Here is a 26,719-nt window from a genome sequence, read left to right as displayed (position 1 = left end):
ATGACGATTGCTTCATCCTTCCGGCACTTCGACGAATTGCTGCCGTTCAACGACCGGCAGCATCTCCTGGAATGCATCTCCGTCACCGCCGAGGCTCCGGATGTGATGACCTTCGGCTTCAAGGCCGACAAGGACAGCTGGTTCCGCTACCTGCCGGGCCAGTTCGTCACGCTCGAGCTGCCGGTTAAGCCGGACGATCCGGTGATGCGCACCTACACGCTGTCTTCGACGCCGTCGCGGCCCTTCTCGGTGGCCGTGACCGTCAAGGCGCAGGCATCGAGCATCGGCACGCGCTGGATGTTCGAGAACCTGAAGCCCGGCATGAAACTGAAGGCCTTCGGCCCGCTCGGTGATTTCTCGTTCGTGCGTCATCCGGGCGAAAAGTACCTGTTCATCTCAGCGGGCTCCGGCATCACGCCGATGATGTCGATGACCCGCTGGATGGCTGATTGCGCGCCACAGACCGACGTGACCTTCCTCTCCTGCGCCCGCCAGCCGGACGATCTGCTGTTCCGTGACGAGCTCGAGAACATCTCGCGCAACATGCCGAAGCTCAATCTCGGCTTCATCGTCGAGACGCATGCACCGCGCCACGGCTGGCATGGTCTGCGCGGCCGCATCGAAACCTCGAAGCTCGCTCTGCTTGCGCCGGATTTCCGCGACCGCACCGTCTTCTGTTGCGGGCCGGAACCTTTCATGCGCGGCGTGAAGTCGATGCTGGAAAGCGTCGGCTTCGACATGAACCGCTATCACGAGGAAAGCTTCCAGCCGGCGACGGCACCGGCGGCTGAAGACTTCGTGATCGGGGGAGGGACCGAGGTCGATGCCGCCGCCGCCACCGTCACCTTCACGATGGCTGGCAAGGAGGCCAGGTGCCAGCCCGGCCAGACCATCCTGCAGACGGCTCGCGCTGCAGGCGTTCGCATCGGTGCCGCCTGCGAAGGCGGCCTCTGCGGCACCTGCCGCGTCATGAAGGTCTCCGGCGAGGTCGAGATGCACCACAATGGCGGCATCCTCGACGACGAAATCGATGAAGGTTATATCCTCGCCTGCTGTTCGCGGCCATTGGGGGATGTGCAGATCGAGGCGTGAGGGCAGGCTTGACCGGATGGACATGTGAGGGTGGTGCCCCGGCATGGGGCATCAACACCAATCCATGAACCAGCCTGGCAGGAAAAAGGGCGTGCCGCTGACGAAGCCCCGAAATCAGGCTGAGGACACGGCTTACCTCGCCACCAGCGGAACGTCGCCGCACCGCAACGAAATCCCATTCCGGCATCTTCAGTAACGGACAGAACACCCTCTGTCGGAAAACGTTACTTGTTGAAGCGCGACGATAGAGTAAAATCCGATATGCAAGAGACACGTATCTTGCGCCGATTTCAGAACGTATGCCTTTGGCCCCTTCCTGGTAGGAGGGGGCCTTCGATTGTCTGGTCCCGGCAGTTCCGGACCGCTGAAGAGCCCCTTGAAAGGTCTGATTTCGTTACCAATATTATCCTCCGATACCCGCGAAGAGGTAGCCAAAAAGGAGGAAAAAAGATGACTATTCGCGATGTCCCGTGGAACCATCCACTGAAAGTTACCTTACGCTCCGGTTTGGAACGGACGTTCGGCAGCGTCTATGAAGCCCTTGATTTCCTGGAAAACGAATGGCCGTTGAAGCGAGGAGAGCGCTACGATTGCGCCGTCTCCTCCTGCAGGCGGGCGCTGAACCGGATGACGCCGGCGGCGGTGGCACGAGAGGCGTTCATTGCCGCATGCCTGGAGGCAAGCATGCCGGCAATCATGGCAGCGCCGCTTCCCTACGGTCGATCACATCAACGCGGGGCCTCGGCGGCCGTGTAGTATCGAGCAAACGGCGGTGGCAACGGCCGCCGCCGCCAATGCCCCATCGAGGAGAGATCGCCGAGGGGGATGAGAGACTGAGGGAGATGAGCCTCGTGCCACCCCGTTCGACAACTGCATAATTCCTTAAATCGGAATCGATTTAAGGACAAAATTATGCAGCAGGTTCAAAGTGCTACAGCGTCCTTTGCGCGTCATGTTTGACGCGCGGCGCTGTAGCGGCTGGAAAATCGCCCGTGTCCTACCGCAAAGCCAGGGCGCCTGAAACCCGGTGGATTGATCCCGTCAGAGTCAGATCGACGCCAATGCCTGCGCCTGCGGAGATGCTGCCTTTGCCGGTGGCGATCAGTAACGGCTTGTCGAGCGGTTTTGCCGGCAGGAGTTCACCCTTCGCCCATACGGCCTTGAGGGCCTTGGCAGTCATCGCTGCCACGTTGACGTCGATGTCGGTCAGGGTTCCGGCGACGCGGTAGGGGCAGCGCCGCTTGCCGCAATTCGCCGCCGAGGAGAACTGCCAGAGCGCGTAACCGTCCCAGTTTCCCATCGGGAAGACATTGCGGATGCCAGGCTTGTAGCGGGCATACCAGAGCGGCAGGCGCGACAGGATCGGGAAACGGTCGCGGTTGGCGGCGATGTATTTGGCGGTCGCGTGGTTGGTATAGAGCATCGGATAGCGGCCGGTGCGGGTCCTGATATGGCCGGCAAAAATGGCGGCATCCTCCAAGGACATGTATCTTTCCGTGTCGATGCCTTCGATGTCGAGCACCATCAATTCGTCGTCGCGGGGGTCGGCATAGTCGAGGAAATGATTGGCCTGATCGATCGGATTGCCGGGGCGGGCGAGGTGATAGGCACCCCAGAGCAAGCCGTTTGCACGGGCAATGAGCCGCCGTGTCTGGTAGAGCTCGCGGCTGACCGCATATTTCCGCCACATCGTCTTGCAGTGGGCGACGGTATCGCCGCCATGATCTCCCGTGCAGGCGAAACTCTCCGGCAGGCCGTCCGACGCCTTGGAGATGAAGCCGGCGATGCGCTTGTCCCTCAGCATCTCATCCCAGTCGATGATGTTCATCTCGTAGGCGTCGATGACGAGCGCATTGTCCCTGGACTTCCACGGCATGATGTCGCGCGCTTCAACCCCGAGAGAAAACAGCGCGACGCCGAGGATAGCGGCGAGGCGGAAAAACATGCCCAAGCTGATAGACCGGCGCTTTTCCATCACAAGAGGGTGCTGAAACAGGGTTAACCGAGTGTTAATGCCTCGAGCCTTGCGGGCGATTTTCGCCTCGACGCCCTTCGATTGCGCCGTTCGGAAATCGCCGGCAAGTCAAAAGCCCCTGCGACTGGCCGCATAGGAGTGAATGCTTGGAGTTGCAACACGTCTCTCGCGAATTCGGCGGACGTGCTTATCTGTGGTAGTTCGCGGAACAAAAAAGCCCGCGGACCGTTCATTGCGCAAGACGATCTTGTCGACAACAAAATCGAATGGAGAAACCCATGGGTGTTTTCGGATTAAAAATGGCGTCGGTGGCCCTCTCGGCCATGATGCTGGCGACGTCTTTCACTCCATCGCAGGCTTTCCCCCAGATTCCGGTACCGGTAAAGGCAGAGCGCGCAAGTGATGTCCAGGCCGTGCAGTATTATCGCGGTGACGAGGAACGGTGGCGTGATCGCGACGGCCAGCGTCGCCGCGGCTACGATGGATATTACCGCCGCGGCGGTTACAGCTACTACCGCGGTCATCGCGGCTATCGCTACTACCGCCCGGGCTACCGCGAATACAACGGCTTCTGGTTCCCGCTCGCAGCTTTCACGGCCGGCGCGATCATCGGCGGCGCCATTGCCCGGCCGCCTGTGCGCTACGGCGGCAGCCATGTCGAATGGTGCTACAACCGTTATCGCAGCTACCGCGCTTACGACAACACGTATCAGCCATATGGCGGCCCGCGCAGGCAGTGCATTTCGCCGTATTGATGTCGCCTACACGCACCAACTGGCCGGAGGCATTTGTCTCCGGCTTTTTTTGCGCGTGTCAGAGAATTCCGATCCGCCTGAGGATCGTCCAGGCAAGGCCCATCGAGAGCAGGATGAACAACCCGGCGAGCAATGTGCCGTGCGCGCCGCCCGCAAACGGCAGGCTGCTGGTGTTCATGCCGAAGAAGCCGGTGACCAGCGTCGGCGGCAGCAGGAACGCCGTCATCAGCGACAGGATGTAGAGATGGCGGTTGGTTTCCGAGGACAGCTTGCTGTCGATTTCTTCATGCAGCAGGCGGGCGCGTTCCTGCAGTGCAAAAACATCGCGATCGACGGATTCCAGCCGGTCTGACAGGCGCTCCGCGACGTCGCTGAAGCCCGGCGGCACTTCATCCTCCTCCGAGGTTCCGGCGCGCCGCAACAAGGCCAGCAGCGTGCGCAGATGCCGGTGCAGGCGCACGGCCGTTCGCCGCAGCGGGGCCAGCCGCGGCTGGTGGTTGTGGCCCGCCTCGCCATAGACGTCGTCCTCGATGACGTTGAGGTCTTCGGTCAGCTCCAGCACGAGGCTGATCAGGGTGCGCTGGAACTCGACCACCATCATTTCGAACAGATCGATCGGCCGGGCGCAGCGGGCGTTCTTCTCGACGGCGACCTTGACCCGGTCGATGCTGCGCAGCGGATGCAGCCGCGTGGTGATGATGATCTTTTCGGTCACGGCGAAATGCAGCCAGCCGATGGTCTTCGTCTCGGCGTCGAAGGTGCGCTCGAAATCGACCAGCGTGCCATAGACCATGTCGTCTGAGACGGTGACGGCCGCCTGCGTGTCATGGCTGGCCAGCGTCGAAAGCGCGCTCTGCGGCAGGGTGGTGGTGATACGTTCGATAAGGGCAGGGGTACGGGCATCGCTGAGCGCCAGATGCAGCCAGACCCACCCTTCGCCTTCCATCAGCGCATCGATGGAGGAATCGGTGGCGATCCGCAGGCAGCGGCTGTCGCGCGGCAGAAAACGATAGCCCCAGACGAGGCCTGGGATTTCCGAGGAGATGAGATTCATTTAGGCGTGATCCCGGGAGGAGGCCGGACTTCGCTTTATTCAGGTTTCATGACAGTTTTGTTACGGGCCGGCCATTGCGTCCTCCATTCGCTGAACAATCGAATATTGACGTTTACGTAAAAATCAATAATTTCTCGAGCCAACGAACATGCCATTGCTGGACTGTCGGGCGGCCATGTTGTCATGTGATTGCAGGAGGAGACGACAATGTACAAGGCACCGGTGGACGACGTTCTGTTCACGCTCAAGCAGGTGGCCGGCCTTAGCGAGGACTTGGCCGAGGGCGTTTTCGGCGATCTGGACGAGGACCTCGTTGATGCCATTGTTGGTGAGGCCGGCCGCTTCGCCAACGAGGAAGTGGCGCCGCTCGCCGATATCGGCGACAAGCAGGGTTCGAAGCTGATCGATGGCAAGGTCAGGGCGCCGGATGGCTGGAGCGATCTCTACCGTAACTGGGCAGCAGGCGGCTGGAACAGCCTGACGGCACCGGAGGAGTTCGGCGGCCAGGGCTTGCCGCATATGCTGCATATCGCCACGATGGAATTCTGGAATGCTGGCTCCATGGCCTTCGCGCTCGCGCCGATGCTGACCATGGGCGCCGTCGATGCGCTGGAAAAGCACGGTTCCGATGCGCTGAAATCGATGTTCCTCGCCAAGATGATTTCCGGTGAATGGACCGGTACGATGAACCTGACGGAGCCGCATGCCGGCTCCGATCTCGGCGTCCTGAAAACCCGCGCCGAACGCCGCGACGACGGCACCTACCGCATTTTCGGCCAGAAGATTTTCATCACCTGGGGTGAGCACGAGATGACCGGCAACATCGTCCATCTGGTGCTTGCCCGCCTTGCCGGCGCGCCGGACGGTACGCGCGGCATCTCGTTGTTCCTCGTGCCGAAATTTCTCGTCAATGAGGATGGCTCGCTTGGCCCGCGCAACGATCTGTTCTGCCATTCGCTCGAACACAAGCTCGGCATCCATGCCTCGCCGACCTGCACCATGGTCTATGGCGACGGCAGGTTTGGCGACGAGAAGGGCGCTATCGGCTATCTGGTCGGCGAAGAGAACAAGGGCCTCAACTGCATGTTCACGATGATGAACAACGCGCGCCTTGCCGTTGGCATCCAGGGTGTTGCGATGGCGGATGCGGCAACCCAGCACGCGCTCAACTATGCCCGCGAACGCACGCAGGGCAAGGCGCCTGGCTGGAAGGGAACGGGCATGAGCCAGATCATCGAACATCCGGATATCGCCCGCACGCTTTTGACCATGAAGGCGCTGACGCAGGGTGCGCGCGCCATCGCTTTCGTCTGCGCCCGCGCTGTCGACCGGGCGCATGTATCGGAAGGCGAGGTCGCGCGTTACTGGCAGGAACGCTCCAGCCTCTTGACGCCGATTGCCAAGTCTTTCGGCACCGATGTCGGCGTCGATGTCGCCTCGATGGGCATCCAGGTCCATGGCGGCATGGGCTTCATCGAGGAGACCGGTGCTGCGCGCTATCTGCGCGACGCCCGGATCGCGCCGATCTACGAGGGCACCAACGGCATCCAGGCCATCGATCTTGTGACCCGCAAACTGCCTTTGTCCGATGGCGGTCACGTGCGCGGCTTCATCCGGGAACTGAAGACGGTTGCCGAGGCGGTAGGCGCCTCGAACCTTGCCGGTTTCGGCGAGACCGGCCGCTGCCTCAATGACGCGATCACTGATCTTGAAGCGGCGACCGAGTGGCTGCTCGCCCGTCTGGCCGAAGGCAAATCCGCCGAGGCGCTCGCCGGCGCCACGGCCTATCAGCGGCTGTTCGGCCTGGCATTGACCGGTATCTACCTCGCCAAGGGCGGTCTGGCGGAGGCGGGCGAGGGCAGCCGCGATGCCCGCATCGCTCTCTGCCGTTTCGCCGCCGAGAACCTGCTGTCCGAAACTGCAGCACTCAGGAGCAGCATTATCAACGGCGCGGCAAGCCTTGCCGCCGCCCGCATCGCCCTTGCCTGACCACCTGGCCTGACCACTGGCCCGACCAACTTGCCTGATCACTTGGCCTGACCACTTGGCCCCCGAACACGTGGCCTGAACATTTGGCCCTGAAGGAGACTGCCATGACCGACGACGTTCTGATCGAGCGGCCGCAAGACTATCCCGGCGTTCAGCTCATCCGCTTCAACCGGCCGGCCAAGAAGAATGCCATCACCAGGGCGATGTACGCCAAGATGGCCAATGCGCTGACCGTCGCCGGCACCGATAACGCCGTCCGCGTCACCGCCTTTCTCGGAACCGAAGGCTGCTTTTCGGCCGGCAACGACATGGCCGATTTCATGGCCTTTGCCATGGGCGGAACCATGGGGCAGGAGGTGCTCGATTTCCTGCGCGCGCTGGCAGGGGCCGCCAAGCCCGTCGTCTCCGGTGTCGATGGCCTGGCGATCGGCATCGGCGCCACCATTCACCTCCACTGCGACCTGACGATCGCCTCTGCACGCTCTGTCTTCAAGACGCCCTTCGTCGATCTGGCGCTGGTGCCGGAGGCAGCCTCCAGCCTCATCGTGCCGCGCATCGCCGGCCACCAGCGCGCCTTTGCGCTTCTGGCCGCGGGCGAGCCGTTTACGGCCGAGGAAGCGCAGGAGGCCGGCCTGATCTGGAAGATTACCGGCGCCGACGCGATCGAGGGCGAGGTTCTGGCGCTCGCCGCGAACCTCGCCAGGAAACCGCCGGAAGCTCTGCGCATTGCCCGCCAATTGATTCGCGGAGATCGGTCCGACGTGCTTGCGCGTATTGACGAAGAGGCAAGACACTTTTCCGCGCAACTGAAGAGCGCCGAAGCGCGCGCCGCCTTCGAGGCTTTCATGCGCCGCTGAGTGACGCGCGACGATTGGTCCAAGGCGATTATCTGCGGCCCTGCCTTGCCGGATGCCGGGATGAGCCCCATATTGCAGCCTGTTGCGTGGAGGAATTTCGGCATGGGAGGCGTGCCGGCAAATCAAGGATTCGTCCATGCGGTCTCGTTTCAACCTTTCCCTCACCGACATGCTCAGGCAGCACCGGCGCTGGGAAAGGACCCTCGCCAAGGCTGTCAAGGTCACGCGCAAGGCGCTTGTCTCTGCCACGTCGGCACCGGCATCGTCGCCAGTCCCGGCAATGGTAAAGCCGAGATCGGCCGGCAGGCTGGAAGAGGTCAAGGCATTCGGCAGCAATCCCGGCCATTTGCGCATGTTGCGCTATGTCCCTGCAGGCCTGCCGAAGACATCGCCGCTCGTCGTCGTTCTGCACGGCTGCCATCAGTCGGCTGAAGCCTATGATCAGGGCAGCGGCTGGTCGACGCTGGCGCGGGAACGCGGCTTTGCCGTCGTTTATGCCGAACAGAAGCGTTCCAACAACCCCAATCTCTGTTTCAACTGGTTCCGCCCGAGCAATGTCGCGCGCGATCGCGGCGAGGTGATGTCGATCCACCAGATGGTCGCCAAGATGGCATCGACCCACGGCATCGACCGCAAGCGCGTGTTCGTCACCGGCCTCTCGGCTGGTGGCGCGATGACGGCGGCGATGCTCGCTGCCTATCCCGAAGTGTTTCGCGCCGGTGGCATCATTGCCGGCCTGCCCTATGGCGCAGCCCGTGACGTGCAGCGGGCGCTTGACGCCATGAAGAATGCGCCGGAGCGGACACCGCAGGAATGGGGTAATCTCGTGCGCGCCGCATCGCCTGTAAATCGCGATTTTCCCACGGTTTCCATCTGGCACGGGACGCGGGATCACACCGTCTCGCTGTCGAATGCAGAGGCGCTGCTGCAGCAATGGCTCGATGTGCATGGTTTGGAACGCGATGCTTTCACGCAGAGTGCGGTCGATGGTCACATCCGCCGCGTCTGGAAGACGGCTACCGGGAAGGTCGCGGTCGAATTCTACCTGATCGAGGGGATGGGGCATGGCACGCCGTTGAAGCCGAGACCCGCCTCACGGATGATGGCGGATACACCGGGTCCCTTCATGCTTGATGCCGGCATTTCCTCGTCGATGCATCTCGCGACCGCCTGGGGGCTGAAAAAACCGGTCCTGCTGTCGGCCCTGAGACAGGCAGCCGAATAGGCGAAATATCCTTGAAATCCTCGTTTTTCCGGCCATGAAAATTTAACGGTGCCTTAAGTACGGCCCGATATGGTCGAGCTATCACGGGTCCCGGCACGTCCGGTTCCTGCCAGGCCGCATGACGCGTGCTGCCCCTCGCCCTTTCGGGCATGTCTTCACTTTGCAAATCTCCTGCATAATTCCTTAGATCCTATTCGATCTAAGGATAAAATCATGCAGCAATTCAAAGCGCTACAGCGACCTTTGCGCGTCTGATAAGACGCGCGGCGCTGTAGGAATGACTCCGCGCTATCGCTCCGGTGGCGATTCCGCTTGCACAAAAGCCGCACCGCAATAAGGAAGCCTGCCTTGTCCAAAAGATCGAACCTGATGACGCGCATCCTCGTCGCCGCGTCCTTCGTTGTCGTCGCCGCCTTTGCCGGCTTCTCCGTTTATATCGACAGTCTCCAGCATGATGTGACGACACGTGCGGTCGAGGAAAACATCTCATCCTCCGGCAAGCAGGCGGCCCAGAGCGTTGCCAACTGGCTGAACGGCCGCGTCACGCTGACGGCGATGGCAGCCAACGCTGCCGGCAACGCCGCCGATCAGGCAGGCCTCGAAGGCGCGCTCAAGAATGGTGTTCTGGAGAAGGAATTCCTCAGCACCTATGTCGGCGATGAGACCGGAAAATTCACCAGCTGGCCGGATTTGCCGCTGCCGGCGGATTATGATCCGCGCAAGCGCCCGTGGTATCAGCAGGCCGCCAAGGCCGATAGCAGCGTGCTGACCGATCCCTATATCGACGCATCGAGCGGCGACCTCATCATCAGCGCGGCCACTCCGGTCAAGCGCGATGGCAAGCTGTTTGGCATCGCAGGCAGCGATTTTTCGCTCAAGACCCTCGTCGACATGATCAAGTCCGTCGATGTCGGCGGCGAAGGTTTTGCCTTCCTCGTCAACAAGTCGGGCCAGATCCTCGTTCACCCGGAGGCGAAGCTCGTTACCAAGACGCTCGCCGACGCCTTCCCGGCGACCACGCCATCGATCGGCTCTTCGATCACGCAAACCGAGCTTGACGGCAAGCCGATGCTCGTCAGCTTCGTGCCGGTTGCGGGCCTGCCCTCGGTCGAATGGTATGTCGGTTTCGCTGTCGATGCTGATGTCGCCTATTCCGCCATTGGCCAGTTCCGGATCGCCGCCGCCATTGCAACGCTTCTCGCCGTCGCCGTGATGATCGGCTTCCTTGCGACGTTGCTCAGCCGTCTCGTTATCCGCCCGGTCACCGATATGACCGGCGCGATGGAGCGGCTTGCCAGCGGCGACCTGAAGGCTGAAATCCCCGGCCAGGAACGTCGCGACCAGATCGGCTCAATGGCTGCCGCCGTCGCCGTCTTCCGCACAAATGCCATCGAGCGCGTGCGTCTCGAAGGTGAAGCCGAAGCCGGCCGTTCGCTATCCGAACAGGAGCGCCGCGAGCGTGAAGCGCTGAAGGCGAAGGAAACCGCTGACATCCAGCAGGCCGTCGAAGCGCTGGCAACCGGTCTCGGCCGTCTTGCCGATGGTGACCTCGGTTACCGCATCTCCGTCCCCTTCGTCTCGCATCTCGACCGCCTGCGCGCCGACTTCAATAACTCCGTCGCCAAGCTCCACGACGCGCTTCAGGCTGTCGGAACCAACGCCCGGGCAATCGATGCCGGCGCCAGTGAAATCCGCCATGCCGCCGACGATCTCGCCCGCCGCACCGAGCAGCAGGCCGCCTCCGTCGAGGAAACCGCCGCGGCGCTTGAGGAGATCACCACGACGGTCAAAGATTCGGCCCGCCGCGCCGAGGAAGTCGGCCAGCTGGTCGCCCGCACCCGCGCCGGAGCTGAAAAGTCCGGTGAAGTGGTTCGCAACGCCGTCAGCGCCATGCAGGGCATCGAGAAGTCCTCCGGCGAGATCAGCAACATCATCGGTGTGATCGACGACATCGCCTTCCAGACCAATCTGCTGGCGCTCAATGCAGGTGTCGAGGCAGCCCGGGCCGGAGATGCAGGCAAGGGTTTTGCCGTCGTCGCCCAGGAAGTGCGTGAACTCGCCCAGCGCTCGGCCAATGCCGCCAAGGAGATCAAGGCGCTGATCACCACGTCCGGCCAGCAGGTTCGTGCCGGCGTGACGCTCGTCGGCGAAACCGGCAAGTCGCTGCAGGCGATCGTCTCCGAGGTTCAGGAGATCAATACCCATATCAGCGCCATCGTGACCGCAACCCGCGAACAGTCGACCGGCCTTCAGGAAATCAACACGGCTGTCAACACCATGGACCAGGGCACCCAGCAGAATGCTGCCATGGTGGAAGAACAGACGGCCGCCAGCCACGGCCTGGCCTCTGAGGCTGCGGCGCTCAACGAACTGCTCTCGCAGTTCAATCTGGGTGATGGCCAGGTGGCACCTGTTGCGAGGCAACAGGTATATGGTCGCCGCGCGGCCTGACAGGCGGAATAAACGGATCGCGAGGGGCCGCCAAAAATCCTAACCACTAGGATAAATGGGGAAATCTGATCCGAATAACAACGGAATCCACCCGCAGCGACCCTGCTGCGGGTGAATTCCGTTGTTGCAACAATCAGGCGAAAACATCGCCTACAATCGGGTTTCTTTGAAAATCGCTTCCTTAAAAATGTTCTTTATTTGTTCTGGATTTTGCGTCATGTTCTGACGAAATTGGGAATATGAAGATTGGGAGAAGTGATGACAGATCAAGGCAGGACATTTCGAATGCTACACGAGGACGCTGGAGCATTCATCATCCCCAATCCTTGGGATGTCGGGACGGCGCGCATTTTAGCCGCTTTGGGTTTTCGTGCGCTTGCAACTACCAGCGCTGGCATGGCATTTTCCTTTGGCGTGGCGGAAGGCCGCGTGTCCCCAGAGGAAACCCTCAGTCACTGCCGCGCCATCGTTTCGGCAACGCCGCTGCCGGTTTCCGCTGATCTCGAAAAGGGTTTTGGTGATAGTCCAGAAAGTGCGGCGGCGACGATCCGCGCCGCTGCTGAAATCGGTTTGGCTGGCGGCTCGCTCGAAGATCACACCGGCCGCCCTAATGATCCAATCTACGATTTTTCCTTGGCGGTCGAACGGATCGAGGCCGCCGTAGAGGCACGTCGATCCTTGCCGCATGATTTTGTGCTGACGGCAAGGTGTGAGAATTTCTTGTGGGGCCGCACCGATCTGGATGACACGATTCGAAGGTTACTGGCATTCGAAAAGGCCGGAGCCGACGTATTGTATGCTCCGGGACTGCACGACCTCGCCACGATAAAGGCAGTATGTCGCGCTGTGACAAAGCCAGTCAACGTTGTGATGGGCATGCCTGGGGCAACGTTCAGCGTAACGGAACTGGCGGAGGCCGGTGTCAAACGTATCAGTGTCGGTTCCGCCTTGGTGAGACTCGCATTCGGAGCATTCGTGAATGCCGCGCGGGAAATGAAATCGGGGGGCACCTTTCGGTTCTCCGACGCAGCGATGGGTTTTGCGGAGCTGGAAGGCTTTTTTTCCGGCGCGACGAAAGCTTAGTGGTGAAAGCCGTGCCTTCTATTTCTGGGGCGTTGAGGGGCTTCAATAGAAAGTGAACATTGCCAGGAGAGCTTCGAGTGCCGTTATCTCTCCAGCGTCGCCACCAGCTCGACATGCGACGACCAGAGAAACTGGTCGATCGGCGTGACGGAGGTGATCCTGTAGCCGGCATCGACGAGGATGCGCAGGTCGCGCACCAGCGTCACCGGATTGCAGGAGACGGCGACGACCTTCTTGGCGCCGGAACGGGCGATTTCCTTCGTCTGGACTTCGGCGCCGGCGCGTGGCGGGTCGAAGACGATGGCGTCATAGACCTTCAATTCCGAGGCCATCATCGGCCGGCGGAAAAGGTCGCGTTTCTCCACCGTGACCGGCTTCAAGCCTTGCGTGTTGCGGGCAGCGAAATCAAGCGCTTTCAACGCCTTGTCATCGCCATCGACTGCAAGAACGCGGGCTTTTCTGGCCATGCGCAGCGAGAAGGTTCCGGAACCGGCAAAAAGGTCTGCGACGCGCTTGGCCTTGCCGAGATGGGCCATCACCAGCTCCGCCATCGCCTCTTCCGCGGGCTTTGTCGCCTGGGTGAAGCTTCCGGGAGGCGGCGAGACTGAAACGCCGCCGAAATCGATGACGGGCTTGACCGGCTCGACCAGAATTTCGCCGTTGAGGCTGAGCCGGGCCACGCCCTTTTGCTTAAGAACGGTTTCGATCGCCATGCGCCGCTGCCGGTCGTCCATCGCCTTGATGCCCTCGAAGGCGAGGTCGAGGCCGGAGAGGGTTTCCAGCACGATGATGCGGAACGGCTCGGCGTTGACGGCCATGGCATCGGCGATCGTCCGGATGGTTGCAAGCCGCGACACGATGCCGGGGCTTGCGATGGGACATTCTGAGATCGAGACGATGTGGTGGCTTTCGGCTTGGTTGTAGCCGAGCAGCAGTTCCTTCTCGGTGCGCCGTGCCGTGAACACCGTGCGCCGCCGTTCGCCGGGATAGGCGAGCACAAGCGGTGCGACCTCGGCCTGCAGCGCCTTCGATTTCAGCGCATCGACGACCAATTGCCGCTTGAAATCCTGATAGAGGCTGTCGCTGGCATGCTGCAGGCTGCAGCCGCCGCAGGCGCCGTTTTCGCCATCCGGCCCGAAATGCCGGCACTTCGGCTCGACACGATCAGGCGAGAGATGGGACATCGACATCACCGTGCCCCTGTCCTTGTTGACCGCCAGCGCCACCGTTTCGCCAGGCAGCGTGAAGGACACGTAGACCGGCCCGAACGGGCCGCGGGTCACGCCGTCGCCGGACATGCCGAGCTTCTCGATGGTAAGCGTCTCGGTGCTCATACGTCATCGTCCAACGGGGCGTCTTCGTCCAAGGGGGCGTCGTCGTCCAGCGGCTTGCGGCCGGCCAGAAGGTATTCCTCATTGCCATCGCCGCCGGAGATCGGCGAGGGGATAAGGCCGAGGCTTTCCCACCCCATGTCCTCGGTGAGCCAGCGCTCCAGTTCGGCAGCGACGGCCGGCGCGCTGTCCGGATCCTTGAGCAGGCCCGCCTTGCTGACGGCCTCGCGACCGGCCTCGAACTGCGGCTTGACGAGCAGGATGCAGTGGGCGCCCGGCTCGGCAAGATCGAGCGCCGGCGGCAAGGCAAGCTTCAGCGAGATGAACGAGACGTCCGAAACAACGAAGGAAATGGCATGGCCATCGAGATGGTCCTCGTCCAGCACCCGGGCATTCAGCCCCTCGATATTGGTGACGCGTGGATCAGCTTCCAGCCGCGGATGGAATTGACCATGGCCGACGTCGATCGAGATGACATGCGCCGCGCCGTTATGCAGCAGGATTTCGGTGAAGCCGCCGGTCGAGGCGCCGATGTCGAGACAGTCCAGCCCCTCGGGCGACAGCTGGAAATGCTCGAGACCAGCCTTCAGCTTCAGCGCCGCGCGCGAAACATAGGCCTGGACCGGGTCGTCGATGCCGATCGTCACATCCTCGGGAAAGGTGGAGCTCGGTTTGGTGACCGTGCGGCCATTGACGGTGACGGTGCCGCGCTGGATCGCATCGCGGGCGCGCGAACGGCTGGCGACAAGCCCCAGGTTCAAGAGCAGCTGGTCGAGGCGGACGGTTGTTTTGGGTTCGTTTGACATGGCCCGTCATGGCGCGTCGAGGCCCGTATGGCAAGGCTTTTGGGCTGTTTAACGGCAAATAATGCCGGATAGCAGGCCCGCGCGGCGGGTCAGGGTGATCTCGGTGCCGGAGTGGACCGTCAGCCCGCCGCGCCGACGCCGATTTCCTTCTGGCCGAGAGCGCGGAACACCGTCGAGACGATGCCGGCGCGGTCGAGGCCGGCCTTGGCATACATGGCCTCGGGCTTGGCCTGTTCCATCCAGATGTCCGGCAAAACCATCGGCCGGATTTTCAAACCATTGTCGAGCAGACCCTCATGCGCGAGGAATTGCAGCACATGGCTGCCGAAGCCACCGACGGCGCCTTCCTCAACGGTGATCAGCACCTCGTGATGGCGGGCAAGCTGGCGGATCAGGTCGTGGTCGAGCGGCTTGGCGAAGCGGGCGTCGACGACCGTCGTCGAAAGACCCGCGGCATCGAGATCTTCGGCGGCAAGCAGACAGTCGGCAAGGCGCGTGCCGAAGGAAAGCAGCGCCACCTTCGAGCCCTGTTTCATTATCCGGCCCTTGCCAATTTCGAGAATCTGGCCGCGCTCGGGCATCTCGACGCCGATGCCTTCGCCGCGCGGGTAGCGGAACGAGACCGGCCCCTGGTCGTAGGCGGCGGCCGTGCGCACCATATGCTTCAGTTCTGCCTCGTCGGCCGCCGCCATGACGACGAAGCCGGGCAGGGTGGCGAGATAGGTCGTATCGAACGAGCCCGCATGCGTCGGCCCGTCGGCGCCGACGAAACCGGCGCGGTCGATCGGGAAGCGGACGGCCAACCCTTGAATCGCGACGTCGTGCACGACCTGGTCGTAGCCGCGCTGCAGGAAGGTCGAGTACAGCGCGCAGAACGGCTTGTAGCCCTCGGAGGCGAGGCCGGCCGCGAAGGTCACCGCATGTTGCTCGGCGATACCGACATCGAAGCAGCGCGAGGGGTGTGCGAGCGCGAATTTGTCGAGCCCGGTGCCCGTTGGCATGGCGGCGGTGATGGCGACGATCTTGTCGTCGTAGCCCGCTTCCTGCGTCAGAGCTTCGGCAAAGACCGAGGTATAGGCGGGTGCGTTCGGCTTGGCCTTGGCCTGCGCGCCGGTGATGACGTCGAAGGTGTTGACACCGTGATACTTGTCGGCGGCAGCCTCCGCCGGCGGATAGCCCTTGCCCTTCTGCGTCACCACGTGGATGAGCACCGGACCCTTGGAATTGTCGCGCACATTGCGCAGCACCGGCAGCAGATGATCGAAGGAATGACCGTCGATCGGGCCGATATGATAGAAGCCCATCTCCTCGAACAGCGTGCCGCCGGTCACATAACCGCGCGCATGCTCGACGGCGCGGGTGATCGCCCGGTCCACCGACTTGCCGAGATAGGCCGTCAGCTTCTTGCCGAGTTCGCGGAAGCCCATATAGGTGCGGCCGGAGGCAAGCCGCGCCAGATAGGCGCTCATCGCGCCCGTCGGCGGGGCGATCGACATGTCATTGTCGTTGAGGATGACGATAAGCCGCGCATCGAGCGCACCGGCATTGTTGAGCGCTTCATAGGCCATGCCGGCCGACATCGCGCCGTCGCCGATGACGGCGATGACATTGCGCGGCTCGCCGGAAAGATCGGCCGCAACCGCCATGCCGAGGCCGGCGGAGATCGAGGTCGAGGAATGGGCGGCGCCAAAGGGGTCGTATTCGCTTTCCGCCCGGCGGGTGAAGCCGGAAAGGCCGTTTTCCTGCCGCAGCGTCCGGATGCGGTCGCGGCGGCCGGTCAGGATCTTGTGCGGATAACACTGGTGGCCGACGTCGAAGATCAGCCGGTCATGCGGTGTGTTGAAGACCTTGTGGATGGCGATCGTCAGTTCGACGACGCCGAGGCCCGCGCCCAGATGACCGCCGGTGCGCGAGACCGCATCGACCATTTCGGCGCGCAGTTCGGTCGCCAGTTGCGGCAGATCCTTGTCGTCGATCTTCTTCAGATCATCGGGATAGGTCACCTGATCGAGAAGGGGAGTCGCCGGCATGGGATTGACTGGCAGTTGTGTCACGCTGAAGGCCTTCGTTCCCGCGGCCGTCGAAGAGCCGCGATATCAAATGTGGGTGTCCGCAGGAACCCGCGTCTTTAAACGGAATCGTTATGGATTGCAAAAACGGGTTTTCTTGCGGCGCAAACAAGGAGTTTAGCGAATATTACCGTTCCGGCAAAGGGATAAACTCCTGGCTGTCCCCCGGCACAATGTCGAAGCGGCCGGTGCGCCACTCCTCCTTGGCCTGTTCGATCCGCTCCTTCGACGAGGAAACGAAGTTCCACCAGATATGCCGCGCCGAGCCCAGCGCCGCGCCCCCGAACAGCATGACATGACAACCCTTGGGGCCGGCCGTGACGGTGATCGCGTCGCCCGCCCGGAAAACCAGCAGCTGGTTGTCGGCGAAATGATCGCCGGCGATGATCGCTTCACCTTCGAGGATATAGAGCGCACGTTCTTCCCAGTCCGCCCCGAACGGTGCGCTCTTGCCCGGCTCGATCCTCAGGTCGACATAGATCGTGTCGGAAAACACCGAGACCGGTGACCGCATGCCTTCGAATGTACCGATCACGACGCGGCCTTCCATGCCGTCCGCGTTGAAGGACGGCAGGTCGCGCTTTTCGGTGTGGGTGAAGATCGGATCGATTTCCTCGTATTGATCCGGCAGCGCCAGCCAGGTCTGCATCCCCGAGATCGACTGCGGTTTGCCACGCAGATTTTCCGGCGAGCGTTCCGAATGCACGATGCCGCGACCGGCCGTCATCAGGTTGAGGTCGCCAGGCTCGATGACCATTTCGGTGCCGAGGCTGTCGCGGTGCTTGATCTCACCGTCGAAGAGATAAGTGACGGTCGAAAGCCCGATATGCGGATGCGGCCGCACGTCGAGCGCCTCACCGGCCTTGAGCAGCGCCGGGCCCATGCGGTCGAAGAAGATGAACGGCCCGACCAGCCGCCGCTTTGCCGTCGGCAGCGCGCGGCGCACCTCAAGATTGCCGATGTCGCTGGTGCGCGGAATGATCAGATGCTCGATCGCATCACACGCCGGCGCATCACCGACGAGGGGGTCTGGTCCGGGAAAGAAGCTCATGGCGTGGCACTCTCTCTATGGATCGAGCCTGGCGGAGTTCTGACAGCCGCTCCGTTATCTCGTATGGCCAGATGATGGGACGCCGTTGCGCCTTGGGTCAACTGTTGTTTGCCGAAATCAGCCTGCGATTTGATTGGGCGACTTGGCAGATATAGCAAAGGGCTTGAAATCTTTGAGATTGTTGGTGATGACCGTCAAGCCATGGGCCTTTGCCGTGCCCGCGATCATGGCGTCCGCTGCACCGGGGGCGTGGCCTGCCGACACGGCAATAGCCTCCAATTCCCCCGAAATTCTAGCAACGGTAGCATCGAGAGGCAGGATATTTTCAGCATAGGCGGATGTGAGGCCAAGAAGCCAGATGCCGAGAACCTCGGCTTTCGATTTGGCTCCCCTGTGCTCCAATATCGTGATGCCCTTTTTGATTTCATGGATTGTTATGGCAGAAAGGTAAATGCCATTTAACCGTTCCTGCTCGTCCATCCATGCCGCGAAAGCCTCCGATGGCTCTGTTCTGGAAGGGGCGAACACCGAGATTGCGTTCGTGTCCAGAAGGAAGCCGCTCACAGGTCCACCTCTCTCGTCGGGGCAGAGTTGCGAGCGAACACATCGTCACCAAGGTCAAGATCGATCGGGAACGTCTTGAGGTAGCGGACAAGGCTCGGCCGGTCGGTTCCGAGCGCTTTCTTTGCGGCTTCCGCAGCCCCTACGCTGACCAGCACCGCCGCCGCGCGACCATGCCGCGTAATCGTCACAAATTCACCAGACGCCGCCTTGTCGATGACGTTGGAAAAGGTCGCTTTCGCGTCTTTCAGACTGATTGTCGACATAGAACCTTCCATTAAGGGGGTCATATATGACCTTTTTAGGCTCCAGCGTCTGAGAAATCAAGTTCAGAATTCAGGCCTCACTCCCCATCCAGCGGCTCAACCCCTTGCGGCTTGCCGGCGCGATCGAGCCTGATCTTTTCGATGCGGTTTTCGGCAGCACTCAGCAGCGCCTCGCAATGCTTCTTCAGCGCCTCGCCGCGCTCATAGATCTCGATCGACTTGTCGAGCGCCACGTCGCCGCGTTCGAGCGCCGACACGATCGCTTCCAGTTCTTCGACCGCTTTTTCGAAGGAGAGAGAGGAAACGTCGGTCGCGGCGGGTTGCGGGGCGGTGTTCATGGTCATCCTCTCATCAGGCGATAGATGTGGGTGCCGGCCGATTCGGCCAGGCCCTGGAGATCGTAGCCGCCTTCGAGCAGGCTGACGATGCGATTGTTGGCGGTCTTGCCGGCGGCATCGAGCAGCCGCCCGGTCGCCCAGTCGAAATCCTCGGCAACCAGGTTGATCTGCGCCAGCGGATCGCGGTGATGGGCATCGAAGCCGGCGGAGATCAGGATGAAATCCGGGCGGAATTCTTCGAGCGCGGGGAGCACGCGCGATTTGAAGGCCTCGCGGAAATGCTCGCTGCCGGTATCGGGCGAGAGCGGCGCATTGACGATGTTGCCGGCGCCCGTCTCGGTCTTGGCGCCCGTGCCGGGGTAGAGCGGCATCTGATGGGTCGAGCAGAACAGCACCGACGGATCGTCCCAGAAAATATCCTGCGTGCCGTTGCCGTGATGCACGTCCCAATCGACGATGGCGACCCGCTCGGCGCCGTGTCTTTGCTGCGCATAGCGGGCGGCGATGGCGATCGTGTTGAAGAAGCAGAAGCCCATTGCCTTGTTTCTCTCGGCATGGTGGCCGGGGGGGCGGGCGGCGACGAAGGCATTGTCGGCCTTGCCGGAAAACACCGCATCGACGGCAGCGACCGCACCGCCGACCGCGGTCAATGCGGCCTGAAGGCTGGCGGGGCTTGCAAAGGTGTCGGCCTCGAAGCCATTGATGCCTTCCTCGGGAATGACGGACATCACCGCGCGAAGATGTTCTTCCGGATGGGCAAGCAGCACCAGATCCTCATTGCCCTGCGGCGCCTCGAGCCGCGAGAGCGACGAAAAACGCTCGTGCTCCAGCGCCAGATTGAGCGCCTTCAGCCGGTCGGGCCGTTCCGGGTGACCTTCTGGAACCTTGTGCTCCAGAAAGATCGGGTTTTCGAACAGGATCGTGGTCATGGCGGAAACCTATGGCTTCGGTGGGGCAAGGTCCATGGCATAGGTAGGGCGATTGCGGCGTTTTCAACAGCGGGGATCGGCAAATCCCCCGCTGCCGTGCTTGCGGGATTGCCAAAGGCAGATCAGGCGCGGTGCGGCAGGAGCGGATAGCCCATGAGGACCGCACGGGCGGCAAGCGCCGCGATGCCGGCCTTCAGGAGATCGCCGGGGATGAAGGCAAGCGAACCGGTCGCGACATCGGCAAGCGGCGTGCCGGTCGTCATGCTCACCCACGGCATGCCGATGGCGTAGAGCACCACGATGCCACCGACGACGGAGGCGATGAAGAAGGCCGCGAACTGCCTGATCTCGTTCTGCCCGTCCTTCACCAGCCGCTCGGCGATCAGGCCGGTGACGTAGGTGGCGGCGATCCAGCCGAGAATGAAGCCGCCGGTCGGTCCCTGGATGATGGCAAGACCACCTCTGCCGCCGGAAAGCACGGGCAGGCCGGCTGCCACGAGCAGCACGAACAGGACATAGGCGAGTGCGCCGCGCTTGGCGCCGATGATGCAGCCGGCCAGCATCACGCCCATCGACTGGGCGGTAATCGGCACCGGGATGAAGCCAAGCGTGATGGGCGGGATGACGCCGAGAACCACGATGATTGCGGTGAAGAGGGCAACAAGCACAAGGTCTCTGGTTTTCATGACGGGTCCTTTGTCTCCTAGAGCCTTGGATCTAAAGCGCCTTCCCTTCCAAGGGAAGCCGGCAGCGCAACAAAAGCTGCGCAAATCATCCGTTCGGGCCGGCGCGGTCCCGGCGAAAGCCGCGCGCGTCGATCGCCATGGCGATCGTATCGGCGTCCTTGAGCGTCAGGATGATCAATGGGGCAAGGATCGTCAATGGCCGGACCTTCAGGCCGCGCGCCCGGTGCGCCTCGCGAATCGCCTGGTAGTGGTTGAAGATATCGGGCACGAAGCGCAGCACCAGGCCGAAGGCGAGGCCGATATCGGCAGCCCGCACCAAGCCAAGCCGGTCGAGCGGCTGCAGCAGCCGCGTGATCTCGTCGATGAAGTCGCCGGTCGCCGTCGTCGCAGTCACGGCACCCGCAAACAGGACGATTGCCATCAGCCGGAAGAAAGCCTCAGTCGCCTCGCGGATCGAGGCGAGGTAAGCCGTCGCGATCAGCAGGATCAGGAGGGTAAAAAGGATGGGTTTCAGGCGGCTGAGGCCATCGCGGACGGGTAGGCCGGTTGTGAAATAGGTGCCGGCGGCGAGCACAAAAGCTGGGACAAGCACGAAAAAGGACGAGACGAAATAAAGCGCCAGGCCGAGAACGAGCAGGATGGCGAGCTTCATGCGCACCGACATCCGATGCAGCGGCGTATTGCCCTCGACATTCAGCCCGTTCAGCATTCGGCCGCCTCGCGATAGGCGCAGATGGTCTCCTGCGCCGGGCCATCGGCGACAAGCTGGCCGTCATGGAACCAAAGCACACGCTCGAAATGCTCGATCAGCGGCAGGTCGTGGCTGATGACGATGGTGTGCTCATCAAGGCCGGCAATGGTGTTTTCGATCAGCCGGCGGTTCCTCAGATCCAGCTGGTTGGTCGGTTCGTCGAGGATGAGGATCCCGGGGCCGGTCACGACGACGCTGGAAATGGCGACGAGTTGCGTTTCGCCACCCGAGAGTTCGTGGACCCGCCGCCTGGCCAGATGCGTGATGCCGAACCGCGCGAGCACGGCGGCGGTCTTCCGCTCGATCTCGTCGTTCTTCAGGCCGCGATTCTTCAGGCCGAAGGCGATGTCCTCGTGCACGATCGGCATGATGATCTGGTGCTGCGGGTTCTGGAAGATGAAGCCGGCGGCCGCGAGCACGGCGCCATCGTCATGCACCGTGTCGAGCCCATTGACGGAAACGGTACCGGTTGTCGGCTTGACGAGGCCGTTGATCAGCCGCGCGAAGGTGGTCTTGCCGGATCCGTTGAGGCCGATGATGCCGATGCGCCGCTCGGTGAGCGTCAGGGTCAGAGGCCGGAGAACCGTGCGCTCGCCAAAGCTGACGGATGCGCCGGAAAAGCGTATGTCCAATCCGCGTCCTCCGCTTGTCGATAGGCCGGCTCTATAGGACGAATTCCTGTCCGTTGAAAAGAGGCGTTCGGTTGGGGACTTGAACAAAGTGTGAACATTCGCTTAGATTGTCGTTATGGCGATTCTCGTTTCAAACCGCGATGCGCGGCGCATTTTCCTGAACAAGCAGGGTCTGGCCGCGCCGCCGCACCGGGCACTCGGCAAGGACGGACTGCTCGATCTCATCCACGATATCGGCTTCGTCCAGGTGGACAGCATCTCGACGGTCGAACGCGCCCATCACCAGATTCTCTTCTCGCGTAACCAGACCTACCGGCCGGAACACCTGGCGGCATTGATCGAGAAGGACCGGGCGCTGTTCGAGCACTGGACGCATGACGCCTCGATCATTCCTGCGGCCTTTTTCCCATATTGGAAGCATCGCTTCGTGCGGCGCGAAGCCAAGATCCGCGAGAACTGGCGAAAATGGCAGGGAGAGGGCTTTGATCAGGCCTTCGAGGAAACCTATGAGCGGATCAGGGCGAACGGTCCGGTCATGGCGCGGGACGTGAAAGCCGAGGATCACAAGTCGGGCGGCTGGTGGAACTGGCATCCTTCGAAGACGGCGCTCGAATTCCTCTGGCATACCGGCAAACTCTCGATCGCGGGGCGCGACAATTTCCAGAAGATCTATGACCTGACCGAGCGGGTGATCCCGAAGGAGCATTACGAGGCCGAAGTCGATCACGACACCTTCGCCGACTTTGCTTGCCGCGAGGCGCTGAAGCGGCTCGGCTTTGCCACGTCCGGCGAGATCGCCGCCTTTTTCGATCTGGTGACGCCGCAGGAAGCCAGGCAATGGGTGGAAAGCCATCGCGAAGAGCTGGAGGAGGTTGCGATCGAAACGGTCGACGGCAAGCCGCGCACTTCCTTCGCCTTCGCAGATGGCCTCGACGCACTGCGCGACCTGCCGGAACCGCCCGCCCGCCTGCGCGTGCTCAGCCCCTTCGATCCGCTGATCCGCGACCGCAACCGCACGGAGCGGCTGTTCGGCTTCTATTACCGCATCGAAGTCTTCGTTCCTGAGCCCAAGCGTGAATACGGCTATTACGTCTTCCCGCTGCTCGAAGGCGACCGCCTCGTCGGCCGCATCGACATGAAGGCCGACCGCAAGGCGGGCACGCTCGACGTCAAGCGGATCTGGTGGGAAAAGGGCGTGCGGACGTCATCGGGCCGGATGGAGCGGCTGGAAGCGGAACTTGCACGGGTGGCGAAGTTCGCGGGCGTCGAGAAGATGGTGTTTCTGGATGGGTGGGAGGCCCGCTGAGCGCGGATGCCCGCTTGACCTGAAGCGGACTCGTATTCGCTTCCGAATTCTGCAACCACAGACATCATTGTCGGACCAGCGGAGGCGCCATGAATCAAGCTATTGCACTTATCGCGATTGTCGTTCGCGACTACGATGAAGCAATCGACTTTTACGTCAACAAATTGGGGTTCACTCTGATTGAGGACACCTACCAGCCAGAGCAGGACAAGCGCTGGGTTGTCGTCAGGCCCGCAGGCGAGGGCAGCACCTCATTGCTTCTCGCACGCGCGTCCTCCGCCCATCAGGAAACGTTCATAGGTAACCAGGCCGGTGGTCGGGTCTTCCTGTTCTTGCGGACTGACGATTTCAGCAGAGATTATGCGGCCATGCTCGAAGCGGGCATCCGATTTACACGCGAGCCGAAGCGAGCCCCATACGGCATTGTCGCTGTGTTTGAGGACCTCTATGGAAATTTATGGGATCTCGTGCAGTTCACGGATGGACGATAGGGGGCGCAGTCGTTGACCAGCTGTTCGCTCGCGCCAAATGGCCGCCGGACGCGGCCGTACTTCAAGGGAAGCGACCCGTCTTGGCCATCGTTGTTTCTAAATCGTTGCGCCCCTGACGCTGCTTGACAGTCCAAGTTATAGGGCGTTCCGTGAAGCGACGTGGACGGATTTTGGCACTCCTGGTTGACGCCAGACGTTCACGTCGCAAGAGGGAGGATACAATGCCGACAATTGTTGCCTACCACAAGATCACAAAGGGCGCCGAACATTGGCTCAAATCGCCAAAGCGCAAAGAGCTTTTTGGTCCACTTGGCGTGACCAACATTCGAACATTCGTTGACGCGCAGGACTCGACACGGGTTGCCGTTCTTATGGACGTTCCGGACATGGACGTCCTCAAGAAGGCGCTGGAGAGCACGGCAGCTGCTGAAGCGATGGCTTATGATGGCGTGGTGCCGGAGTCCATCGTGATCCTTGTCGAATCATGAGTTTGGTTGCTCGGCAAGCCATCCCGCAAGAGGCGGTCGATTATTGCAGGCCGGTTTCGGCCATTCTGGAAAATACCAGGTTCAGATAGATACTTTTCGCTGGCCGATGGAGCAAGCGGTGCAGGTGAGTTCGCGCCTGACCGGGATTGGTCGAAGTGCGAGCTCCGACGCCTCTCGGTTAAAGGGCCGCACAGAAGCGTGCCGTCACGGTAAAAAGACACCGGCACGAACAGCCGGTGCCCCTTATTGCCGCGCGCTTACAAAATCTCCGTCGCCGCGATCTGGATGCCAAAACCTTCGAGGCCGACATAGTGGCGTTCGCGCGAGGAAATCAGCTTGATCGAGGTGATGCCGAGATCTTTCAGGATCTGTGCGCCAAGGCCGATTTCCAGCCATTCGCTTTGTCGCGCCTGCGCCTCGTCATGGCCCTCGCGGTCATGATTGCCCTTGCGCGCAGTCTGTGAAACGCCGACACCGACGGAGCCTTCGCGCAGGTAGACGATGACGCCGCGGCCCTGTTCGGCCATGCGTTTCATGATGTCATCGAGCGCGCAATCCTTGCCGAACACGTCGGCCGCGACATTTTCCAGATGCAGCCTGACCGGAATGTCGACGCCGTCGCGGATGTCGCCGAAGACCACCGCGAGGTGCTGCATCGGGTCCCACGGCAGCGAATAGGCATGGGCCTTGGCCTTGCCGTAGGGCGTGTCGACGTCGAAGCTCGTCTCGAGCTGGATCAGCGTTTCCTTGCGCTGGCGATAGGCGATGAGGTCGGCGACGGAAACCAGCTTCAGGCCATGTTTTTCCGCAAATTCAGTGACCTGCGGGCCGCGCGTGACCGTACCGTCGTCGTTGACCAGTTCGCAGATGACGCCGATGGGCGGCAGGCTGGCAAGCCTGCAGAGGTCGACGGCCGCTTCGGTATGGCCGGATCGCATGAGCACGCCGCCTTCACGGGCAACGAGCGGGAAAATATGGCCGGGACGCGTGAAATCGGCCGCGCCGACATTCGGGTTGGCGAGGTTGCGCACCGTCAGCGTCCGGTCGTCGGCCGATATGCCGGTGGTCGTGCCATGCTTGAAGTCGATGGATACGGTAAAGGCAGTGGTATGGGCCGAATCGTTTTCCGCCACCATGGCGTTGAGGTTGAGGCGCTTGGCCTCTTGCCTCGGCATCGGCGCGCAGACGATGCCCGAGGTGTGGCGGACGATGAAGGCCATCTTTTCCGGCGTGCAGTGAACGGCGGCTACAATCAGGTCGCCTTCGTTCTCGCGGCCGTCGTCGTCGATGACGACAACGATCTCGCCGGCCTCGAAGGCCCGGATGGCATCGGCAACGCGCTTCTGGTCAAAGGGCATGGAATTCTTCCTTGGATGGTTACTTGAGGCGTCCGGTCATTTCAGTCGACCAGGTCATTTCAGTCGACCGGTCTGGCCGCGGTCGCGCAGGTAGTGGTCGGCGATCGTGCAGGCAAGCATGGCCTCGCCGATCGGCACGGCGCGGATGCCGACGCAGGGGTCGTGACGGCCCTTGGTCCGGACATCGACATTGTTGCCGTCCGCATCGATCGACCGGCGCTGGGTCAGGATCGAGGAGGTCGGCTTGATGGCGAAGCGGGCGATCACCGGCTGGCCGGTCGAAATGCCGCCCAGGATGCCGCCGGCATGGTTCGACAGGAAGATCGGCTTGCCGTCATTGCCCATGCGCATCTCGTCGGCATTTTCCTCGCCGGTGATTTCGGCGGCGCCAAAACCGTTGCCGATCTCGACGCCCTTGACGGCGTTGATCGACATCAGGTTCGCGGCGATGTCCTGGTCGAGCTTGGCATAGATCGGCGCACCGATGCCGGCCGGGACGCCCTCGGCGATCACTTCGACGACCGCGCCGATCGAAGAGCCGGCCTTGCGGATGCCGTCGAGATACTCCTCCCAGACCGGCACGATGGCCGGGTCGGGTGCGAAGAAAGGGTTGTTGCCGACTTCATTCCAGTCCCAGTTGTTGCGGTTGATCTTGTGCTTGCCGATCTGAACGAGCGCGCCGCGTACCAGAAGCCCCGGCACGACCTTGCGCGCAAGGCCGCCGGCGGCGACCCGCGCCGCCGTCTCACGGGCCGACGAGCGGCCGCCGCCGCGATAGTCGCGGATGCCGTATTTGAGGTCGTAGGTGTAGTCGGCATGGCCCGGCCGGTAGCTCTTGGCGATCTCGGAATAATCCTTGGAGCGCTGGTCGGTATTCTCGATCATCATCGAGACCGGCGTGCCGGTGGTGATCATCGTCTCGCCGTCGGTATCCAGCATGACGCCGGAGAGCACCTTGACCAGATCATCCTCGCGGCGCTGGGTAACGAAGCGCGACTGGCCGGGCTTGCGCTTGTCGAGCCAGGCCTGAAGCTCGGAAAGCGTGAAGCGAATGCCGGGCGGGCAGCCGTCGATGACGCAGCCGAGCGCTGGTCCATGGCTTTCGCCCCAGGTGGTGACGCGGAAAAGGTGACCGAAGGTGTTGTGCGACATGTCCAGAACCGATGTGTAAACCG

Annotated in this window: 26 protein-coding genes; 11 read left to right on the top strand and 15 right to left on the bottom strand. The window is 62.0% G+C overall.

Translation table 11 applies throughout. The features are described 5' to 3' along the window. Positions 1-1,092 carry a 2Fe-2S iron-sulfur cluster-binding protein gene (locus ACSQ2Z_RS17155; RefSeq protein WP_436082297.1) on the top strand — a complete coding sequence of 364 codons (1,092 nt, stop codon included), beginning with the start codon at positions 1-3 and terminating at the stop codon, positions 1,090-1,092. A 450-nt stretch (positions 1,093-1,542) separates the two neighbouring features. Continuing rightward, a complete protein-coding gene (locus ACSQ2Z_RS17150; protein WP_436082296.1) occupies positions 1,543-1,848 on the top strand; it encodes a DUF982 domain-containing protein in 306 nt (101 codons plus the stop codon). A 241-nt stretch (positions 1,849-2,089) separates the two neighbouring features. On the opposite strand, the gene ACSQ2Z_RS17145 is transcribed toward ACSQ2Z_RS17150, so the two are convergent. Next, a complete protein-coding gene (locus ACSQ2Z_RS17145; protein WP_436082295.1) occupies positions 2,090-3,067 on the bottom strand; it encodes a glycoside hydrolase family 25 protein in 978 nt (325 codons plus the stop codon). A gap of 278 nt (positions 3,068-3,345) precedes the next feature. Between ACSQ2Z_RS17145 and ACSQ2Z_RS17140 the strand changes: the two genes are divergently transcribed. Next, positions 3,346-3,822, top strand: coding sequence for a BA14K family protein (locus ACSQ2Z_RS17140; RefSeq protein ID WP_436082294.1), 477 nt, complete (start codon positions 3,346-3,348; stop codon positions 3,820-3,822). Positions 3,823-3,880: 58 nt separating this feature from the next. Here the strand turns inward: ACSQ2Z_RS17140 and ACSQ2Z_RS17135 are convergent, their stop codons facing one another. Then, positions 3,881-4,876, bottom strand: coding sequence for a transporter (locus ACSQ2Z_RS17135; RefSeq protein ID WP_436082293.1), 996 nt, complete (start codon positions 4,874-4,876; stop codon positions 3,881-3,883). A 207-nt stretch (positions 4,877-5,083) separates the two neighbouring features. On the opposite strand from ACSQ2Z_RS17135, the gene ACSQ2Z_RS17130 reads away from it, so the two are divergent. The 5 genes from ACSQ2Z_RS17130 to ACSQ2Z_RS17110 all read left to right on the top strand — a co-directional run bounded on the left by ACSQ2Z_RS17130 (position 5,084) and on the right by ACSQ2Z_RS17110 (position 12,481). Beyond that, positions 5,084-6,865 (top strand): acyl-CoA dehydrogenase, encoded by a 1,782-nt coding sequence (locus ACSQ2Z_RS17130; RefSeq protein ID WP_436082292.1) that lies wholly within the window; start codon positions 5,084-5,086, stop codon positions 6,863-6,865. 104 nt (positions 6,866-6,969) lie between these two features. Continuing rightward, positions 6,970-7,722: a crotonase/enoyl-CoA hydratase family protein gene (locus ACSQ2Z_RS17125; RefSeq protein ID WP_436082291.1), complete on the top strand. Its 753-nt coding sequence runs from the start codon at positions 6,970-6,972 to the stop codon at positions 7,720-7,722. Between the two features lie 136 nt (positions 7,723-7,858). Then, positions 7,859-8,947: an extracellular catalytic domain type 1 short-chain-length polyhydroxyalkanoate depolymerase gene (locus ACSQ2Z_RS17120; RefSeq protein WP_436082290.1), complete on the top strand. Its 1,089-nt coding sequence runs from the start codon at positions 7,859-7,861 to the stop codon at positions 8,945-8,947. 348 nt (positions 8,948-9,295) lie between these two features. Beyond that, positions 9,296-11,398, top strand: a complete 2,103-nt coding sequence (gene mcpU / locus ACSQ2Z_RS17115) for a methyl-accepting chemotaxis protein McpU (RefSeq protein WP_436082289.1) — start codon at positions 9,296-9,298, stop codon at positions 11,396-11,398. A 258-nt stretch (positions 11,399-11,656) separates the two neighbouring features. After that, positions 11,657-12,481, top strand: coding sequence for an isocitrate lyase/PEP mutase family protein (locus ACSQ2Z_RS17110; protein ID WP_436082288.1), 825 nt, complete (start codon positions 11,657-11,659; stop codon positions 12,479-12,481). 83 nt (positions 12,482-12,564) lie between these two features. Here ACSQ2Z_RS17110 and ACSQ2Z_RS17105 read toward each other — a convergent pair whose 3' ends face one another. The 11 genes from ACSQ2Z_RS17105 to ACSQ2Z_RS17055 all read right to left on the bottom strand — a co-directional run bounded on the left by ACSQ2Z_RS17105 (position 12,565) and on the right by ACSQ2Z_RS17055 (position 21,901). Continuing rightward, entirely contained in the window at positions 12,565-13,815 is a 1,251-nt protein-coding gene (locus ACSQ2Z_RS17105; RefSeq protein WP_436082287.1) for a class I SAM-dependent RNA methyltransferase, read from the bottom strand. Beyond that, positions 13,812-14,618, bottom strand: a complete 807-nt coding sequence (locus ACSQ2Z_RS17100; protein WP_436082286.1) for a TlyA family RNA methyltransferase — start codon at positions 14,616-14,618, stop codon at positions 13,812-13,814. Before ACSQ2Z_RS17100 ends, ACSQ2Z_RS17105 begins: the two co-directional genes overlap by 4 nt. 119 nt (positions 14,619-14,737) lie before the next feature. Beyond that, positions 14,738-16,648: a 1-deoxy-D-xylulose-5-phosphate synthase gene (dxs, locus tag ACSQ2Z_RS17095; protein WP_436083114.1), complete on the bottom strand. Its 1,911-nt coding sequence runs from the start codon at positions 16,646-16,648 to the stop codon at positions 14,738-14,740. A gap of 166 nt (positions 16,649-16,814) precedes the next feature. Beyond that, positions 16,815-17,738, bottom strand: a complete 924-nt coding sequence (locus tag ACSQ2Z_RS17090) for a pirin family protein (protein ID WP_436082285.1) — start codon at positions 17,736-17,738, stop codon at positions 16,815-16,817. 117 nt (positions 17,739-17,855) lie between these two features. Continuing rightward, complete coding sequence (locus ACSQ2Z_RS17085; protein WP_436082284.1) at positions 17,856-18,302, bottom strand: type II toxin-antitoxin system VapC family toxin; 447 nt, start codon at positions 18,300-18,302, stop codon at positions 17,856-17,858. Continuing rightward, positions 18,299-18,565, bottom strand: a complete 267-nt coding sequence (locus tag ACSQ2Z_RS17080; RefSeq protein ID WP_436082283.1) for a type II toxin-antitoxin system Phd/YefM family antitoxin — start codon at positions 18,563-18,565, stop codon at positions 18,299-18,301. The genes ACSQ2Z_RS17085 and ACSQ2Z_RS17080 overlap by 4 nt, the downstream gene beginning before the upstream one ends. 77 nt (positions 18,566-18,642) lie before the next feature. Next, positions 18,643-18,909 carry an exodeoxyribonuclease VII small subunit gene (locus ACSQ2Z_RS17075; RefSeq protein ID WP_436082282.1) on the bottom strand — a complete coding sequence of 89 codons (267 nt, stop codon included), beginning with the start codon at positions 18,907-18,909 and terminating at the stop codon, positions 18,643-18,645. Beyond that, entirely contained in the window at positions 18,906-19,832 is a 927-nt protein-coding gene (locus ACSQ2Z_RS17070) for a histone deacetylase family protein (protein ID WP_436082281.1), read from the bottom strand. Before ACSQ2Z_RS17070 ends, ACSQ2Z_RS17075 begins: the two co-directional genes overlap by 4 nt. A gap of 122 nt (positions 19,833-19,954) precedes the next feature. Then, a complete protein-coding gene (locus ACSQ2Z_RS17065) occupies positions 19,955-20,518 on the bottom strand; it encodes a biotin transporter BioY (protein ID WP_436082280.1) in 564 nt (187 codons plus the stop codon). A gap of 85 nt (positions 20,519-20,603) precedes the next feature. After that, positions 20,604-21,227, bottom strand: a complete 624-nt coding sequence (locus ACSQ2Z_RS17060) for an energy-coupling factor transporter transmembrane component T family protein (protein ID WP_436082279.1) — start codon at positions 21,225-21,227, stop codon at positions 20,604-20,606. Then, entirely contained in the window at positions 21,221-21,901 is a 681-nt protein-coding gene (locus ACSQ2Z_RS17055; RefSeq protein WP_436082278.1) for an energy-coupling factor ABC transporter ATP-binding protein, read from the bottom strand. The genes ACSQ2Z_RS17060 and ACSQ2Z_RS17055 overlap by 7 nt, the downstream gene beginning before the upstream one ends. A gap of 115 nt (positions 21,902-22,016) precedes the next feature. Here ACSQ2Z_RS17055 and ACSQ2Z_RS17050 point away from each other — a divergent pair, with 115 nt between their 5' ends. The 3 genes from ACSQ2Z_RS17050 (at position 22,017) to ACSQ2Z_RS17040 (ending at position 24,186) form a co-directional block, all read left to right on the top strand. After that, positions 22,017-23,207, top strand: a complete 1,191-nt coding sequence (locus tag ACSQ2Z_RS17050; RefSeq protein ID WP_436082277.1) for a winged helix-turn-helix domain-containing protein — start codon at positions 22,017-22,019, stop codon at positions 23,205-23,207. Between the two features lie 89 nt (positions 23,208-23,296). Continuing rightward, positions 23,297-23,698: a VOC family protein gene (locus tag ACSQ2Z_RS17045; RefSeq protein ID WP_436082276.1), complete on the top strand. Its 402-nt coding sequence runs from the start codon at positions 23,297-23,299 to the stop codon at positions 23,696-23,698. Between the two features lie 221 nt (positions 23,699-23,919). Further along, the gene (locus tag ACSQ2Z_RS17040; protein ID WP_436082275.1) at positions 23,920-24,186 is read left to right on the top strand and encodes a hypothetical protein; all 267 of its coding nucleotides are present in this window, start codon (positions 23,920-23,922) and stop codon (positions 24,184-24,186) included. Between the two features lie 257 nt (positions 24,187-24,443). On the opposite strand, the gene ribB is transcribed toward ACSQ2Z_RS17040, so the two are convergent. Beyond that, complete coding sequence (gene ribB, locus ACSQ2Z_RS17035; RefSeq protein WP_436082274.1) at positions 24,444-25,544, bottom strand: 3,4-dihydroxy-2-butanone-4-phosphate synthase; 1,101 nt, start codon at positions 25,542-25,544, stop codon at positions 24,444-24,446. A 54-nt stretch (positions 25,545-25,598) separates the two neighbouring features. Continuing rightward, positions 25,599-26,696, bottom strand: a complete 1,098-nt coding sequence (gene aroC, locus ACSQ2Z_RS17030) for a chorismate synthase (protein ID WP_436082273.1) — start codon at positions 26,694-26,696, stop codon at positions 25,599-25,601. Positions 26,697-26,719: the final 23 nt, after the last annotated feature.

The organism is Pararhizobium sp. LjRoot235, from assembly GCF_964254145.1.
In the GTDB taxonomy this organism is placed as follows: Bacteria; Pseudomonadota; Alphaproteobacteria; order Rhizobiales; family Rhizobiaceae; genus Pararhizobium.
The sequence above is the reverse complement of the archived record's forward strand: the minus strand, read 5'-3'. Positions and strand labels throughout refer to the sequence as shown.

Coding starts and splice junctions, on each gene's coding strand:
- ACSQ2Z_RS17155 (WP_436082297.1), top strand. CDS start 1: ATGACGATTGCTTCATCCTTCCGGCACTTCGACGAATTGCTGCCGTTC.
- ACSQ2Z_RS17150 (WP_436082296.1), top strand. CDS start 1,543: ATGACTATTCGCGATGTCCCGTGGAACCATCCACTGAAAGTTACCTTA.
- ACSQ2Z_RS17145 (WP_436082295.1), bottom strand. CDS start 3,067: ATGGAAAAGCGCCGGTCTATCAGCTTGGGCATGTTTTTCCGCCTCGCC.
- ACSQ2Z_RS17140 (WP_436082294.1), top strand. CDS start 3,346: ATGGGTGTTTTCGGATTAAAAATGGCGTCGGTGGCCCTCTCGGCCATG.
- ACSQ2Z_RS17135 (WP_436082293.1), bottom strand. CDS start 4,876: ATGAATCTCATCTCCTCGGAAATCCCAGGCCTCGTCTGGGGCTATCGT.
- ACSQ2Z_RS17130 (WP_436082292.1), top strand. CDS start 5,084: ATGTACAAGGCACCGGTGGACGACGTTCTGTTCACGCTCAAGCAGGTG.
- ACSQ2Z_RS17125 (WP_436082291.1), top strand. CDS start 6,970: ATGACCGACGACGTTCTGATCGAGCGGCCGCAAGACTATCCCGGCGTT.
- ACSQ2Z_RS17120 (WP_436082290.1), top strand. CDS start 7,859: ATGCGGTCTCGTTTCAACCTTTCCCTCACCGACATGCTCAGGCAGCAC.
- ACSQ2Z_RS17110 (WP_436082288.1), top strand. CDS start 11,657: ATGACAGATCAAGGCAGGACATTTCGAATGCTACACGAGGACGCTGGA.
- ACSQ2Z_RS17105 (WP_436082287.1), bottom strand. CDS start 13,815: ATGAGCACCGAGACGCTTACCATCGAGAAGCTCGGCATGTCCGGCGAC.
- ACSQ2Z_RS17100 (WP_436082286.1), bottom strand. CDS start 14,618: ATGTCAAACGAACCCAAAACAACCGTCCGCCTCGACCAGCTGCTCTTG.
- dxs (WP_436083114.1), bottom strand. CDS start 16,648: ATGCCGGCGACTCCCCTTCTCGATCAGGTGACCTATCCCGATGATCTG.
- ACSQ2Z_RS17090 (WP_436082285.1), bottom strand. CDS start 17,738: ATGAGCTTCTTTCCCGGACCAGACCCCCTCGTCGGTGATGCGCCGGCG.
- ACSQ2Z_RS17080 (WP_436082283.1), bottom strand. CDS start 18,565: ATGTCGACAATCAGTCTGAAAGACGCGAAAGCGACCTTTTCCAACGTC.
- ACSQ2Z_RS17075 (WP_436082282.1), bottom strand. CDS start 18,909: ATGACCATGAACACCGCCCCGCAACCCGCCGCGACCGACGTTTCCTCT.
- ACSQ2Z_RS17070 (WP_436082281.1), bottom strand. CDS start 19,832: ATGACCACGATCCTGTTCGAAAACCCGATCTTTCTGGAGCACAAGGTT.
- ACSQ2Z_RS17065 (WP_436082280.1), bottom strand. CDS start 20,518: ATGAAAACCAGAGACCTTGTGCTTGTTGCCCTCTTCACCGCAATCATC.
- ACSQ2Z_RS17060 (WP_436082279.1), bottom strand. CDS start 21,227: ATGCTGAACGGGCTGAATGTCGAGGGCAATACGCCGCTGCATCGGATG.
- ACSQ2Z_RS17050 (WP_436082277.1), top strand. CDS start 22,017: ATGGCGATTCTCGTTTCAAACCGCGATGCGCGGCGCATTTTCCTGAAC.
- ACSQ2Z_RS17045 (WP_436082276.1), top strand. CDS start 23,297: ATGAATCAAGCTATTGCACTTATCGCGATTGTCGTTCGCGACTACGAT.
- ACSQ2Z_RS17040 (WP_436082275.1), top strand. CDS start 23,920: ATGCCGACAATTGTTGCCTACCACAAGATCACAAAGGGCGCCGAACAT.
- ribB (WP_436082274.1), bottom strand. CDS start 25,544: ATGCCCTTTGACCAGAAGCGCGTTGCCGATGCCATCCGGGCCTTCGAG.
- aroC (WP_436082273.1), bottom strand. CDS start 26,696: ATGTCGCACAACACCTTCGGTCACCTTTTCCGCGTCACCACCTGGGGC.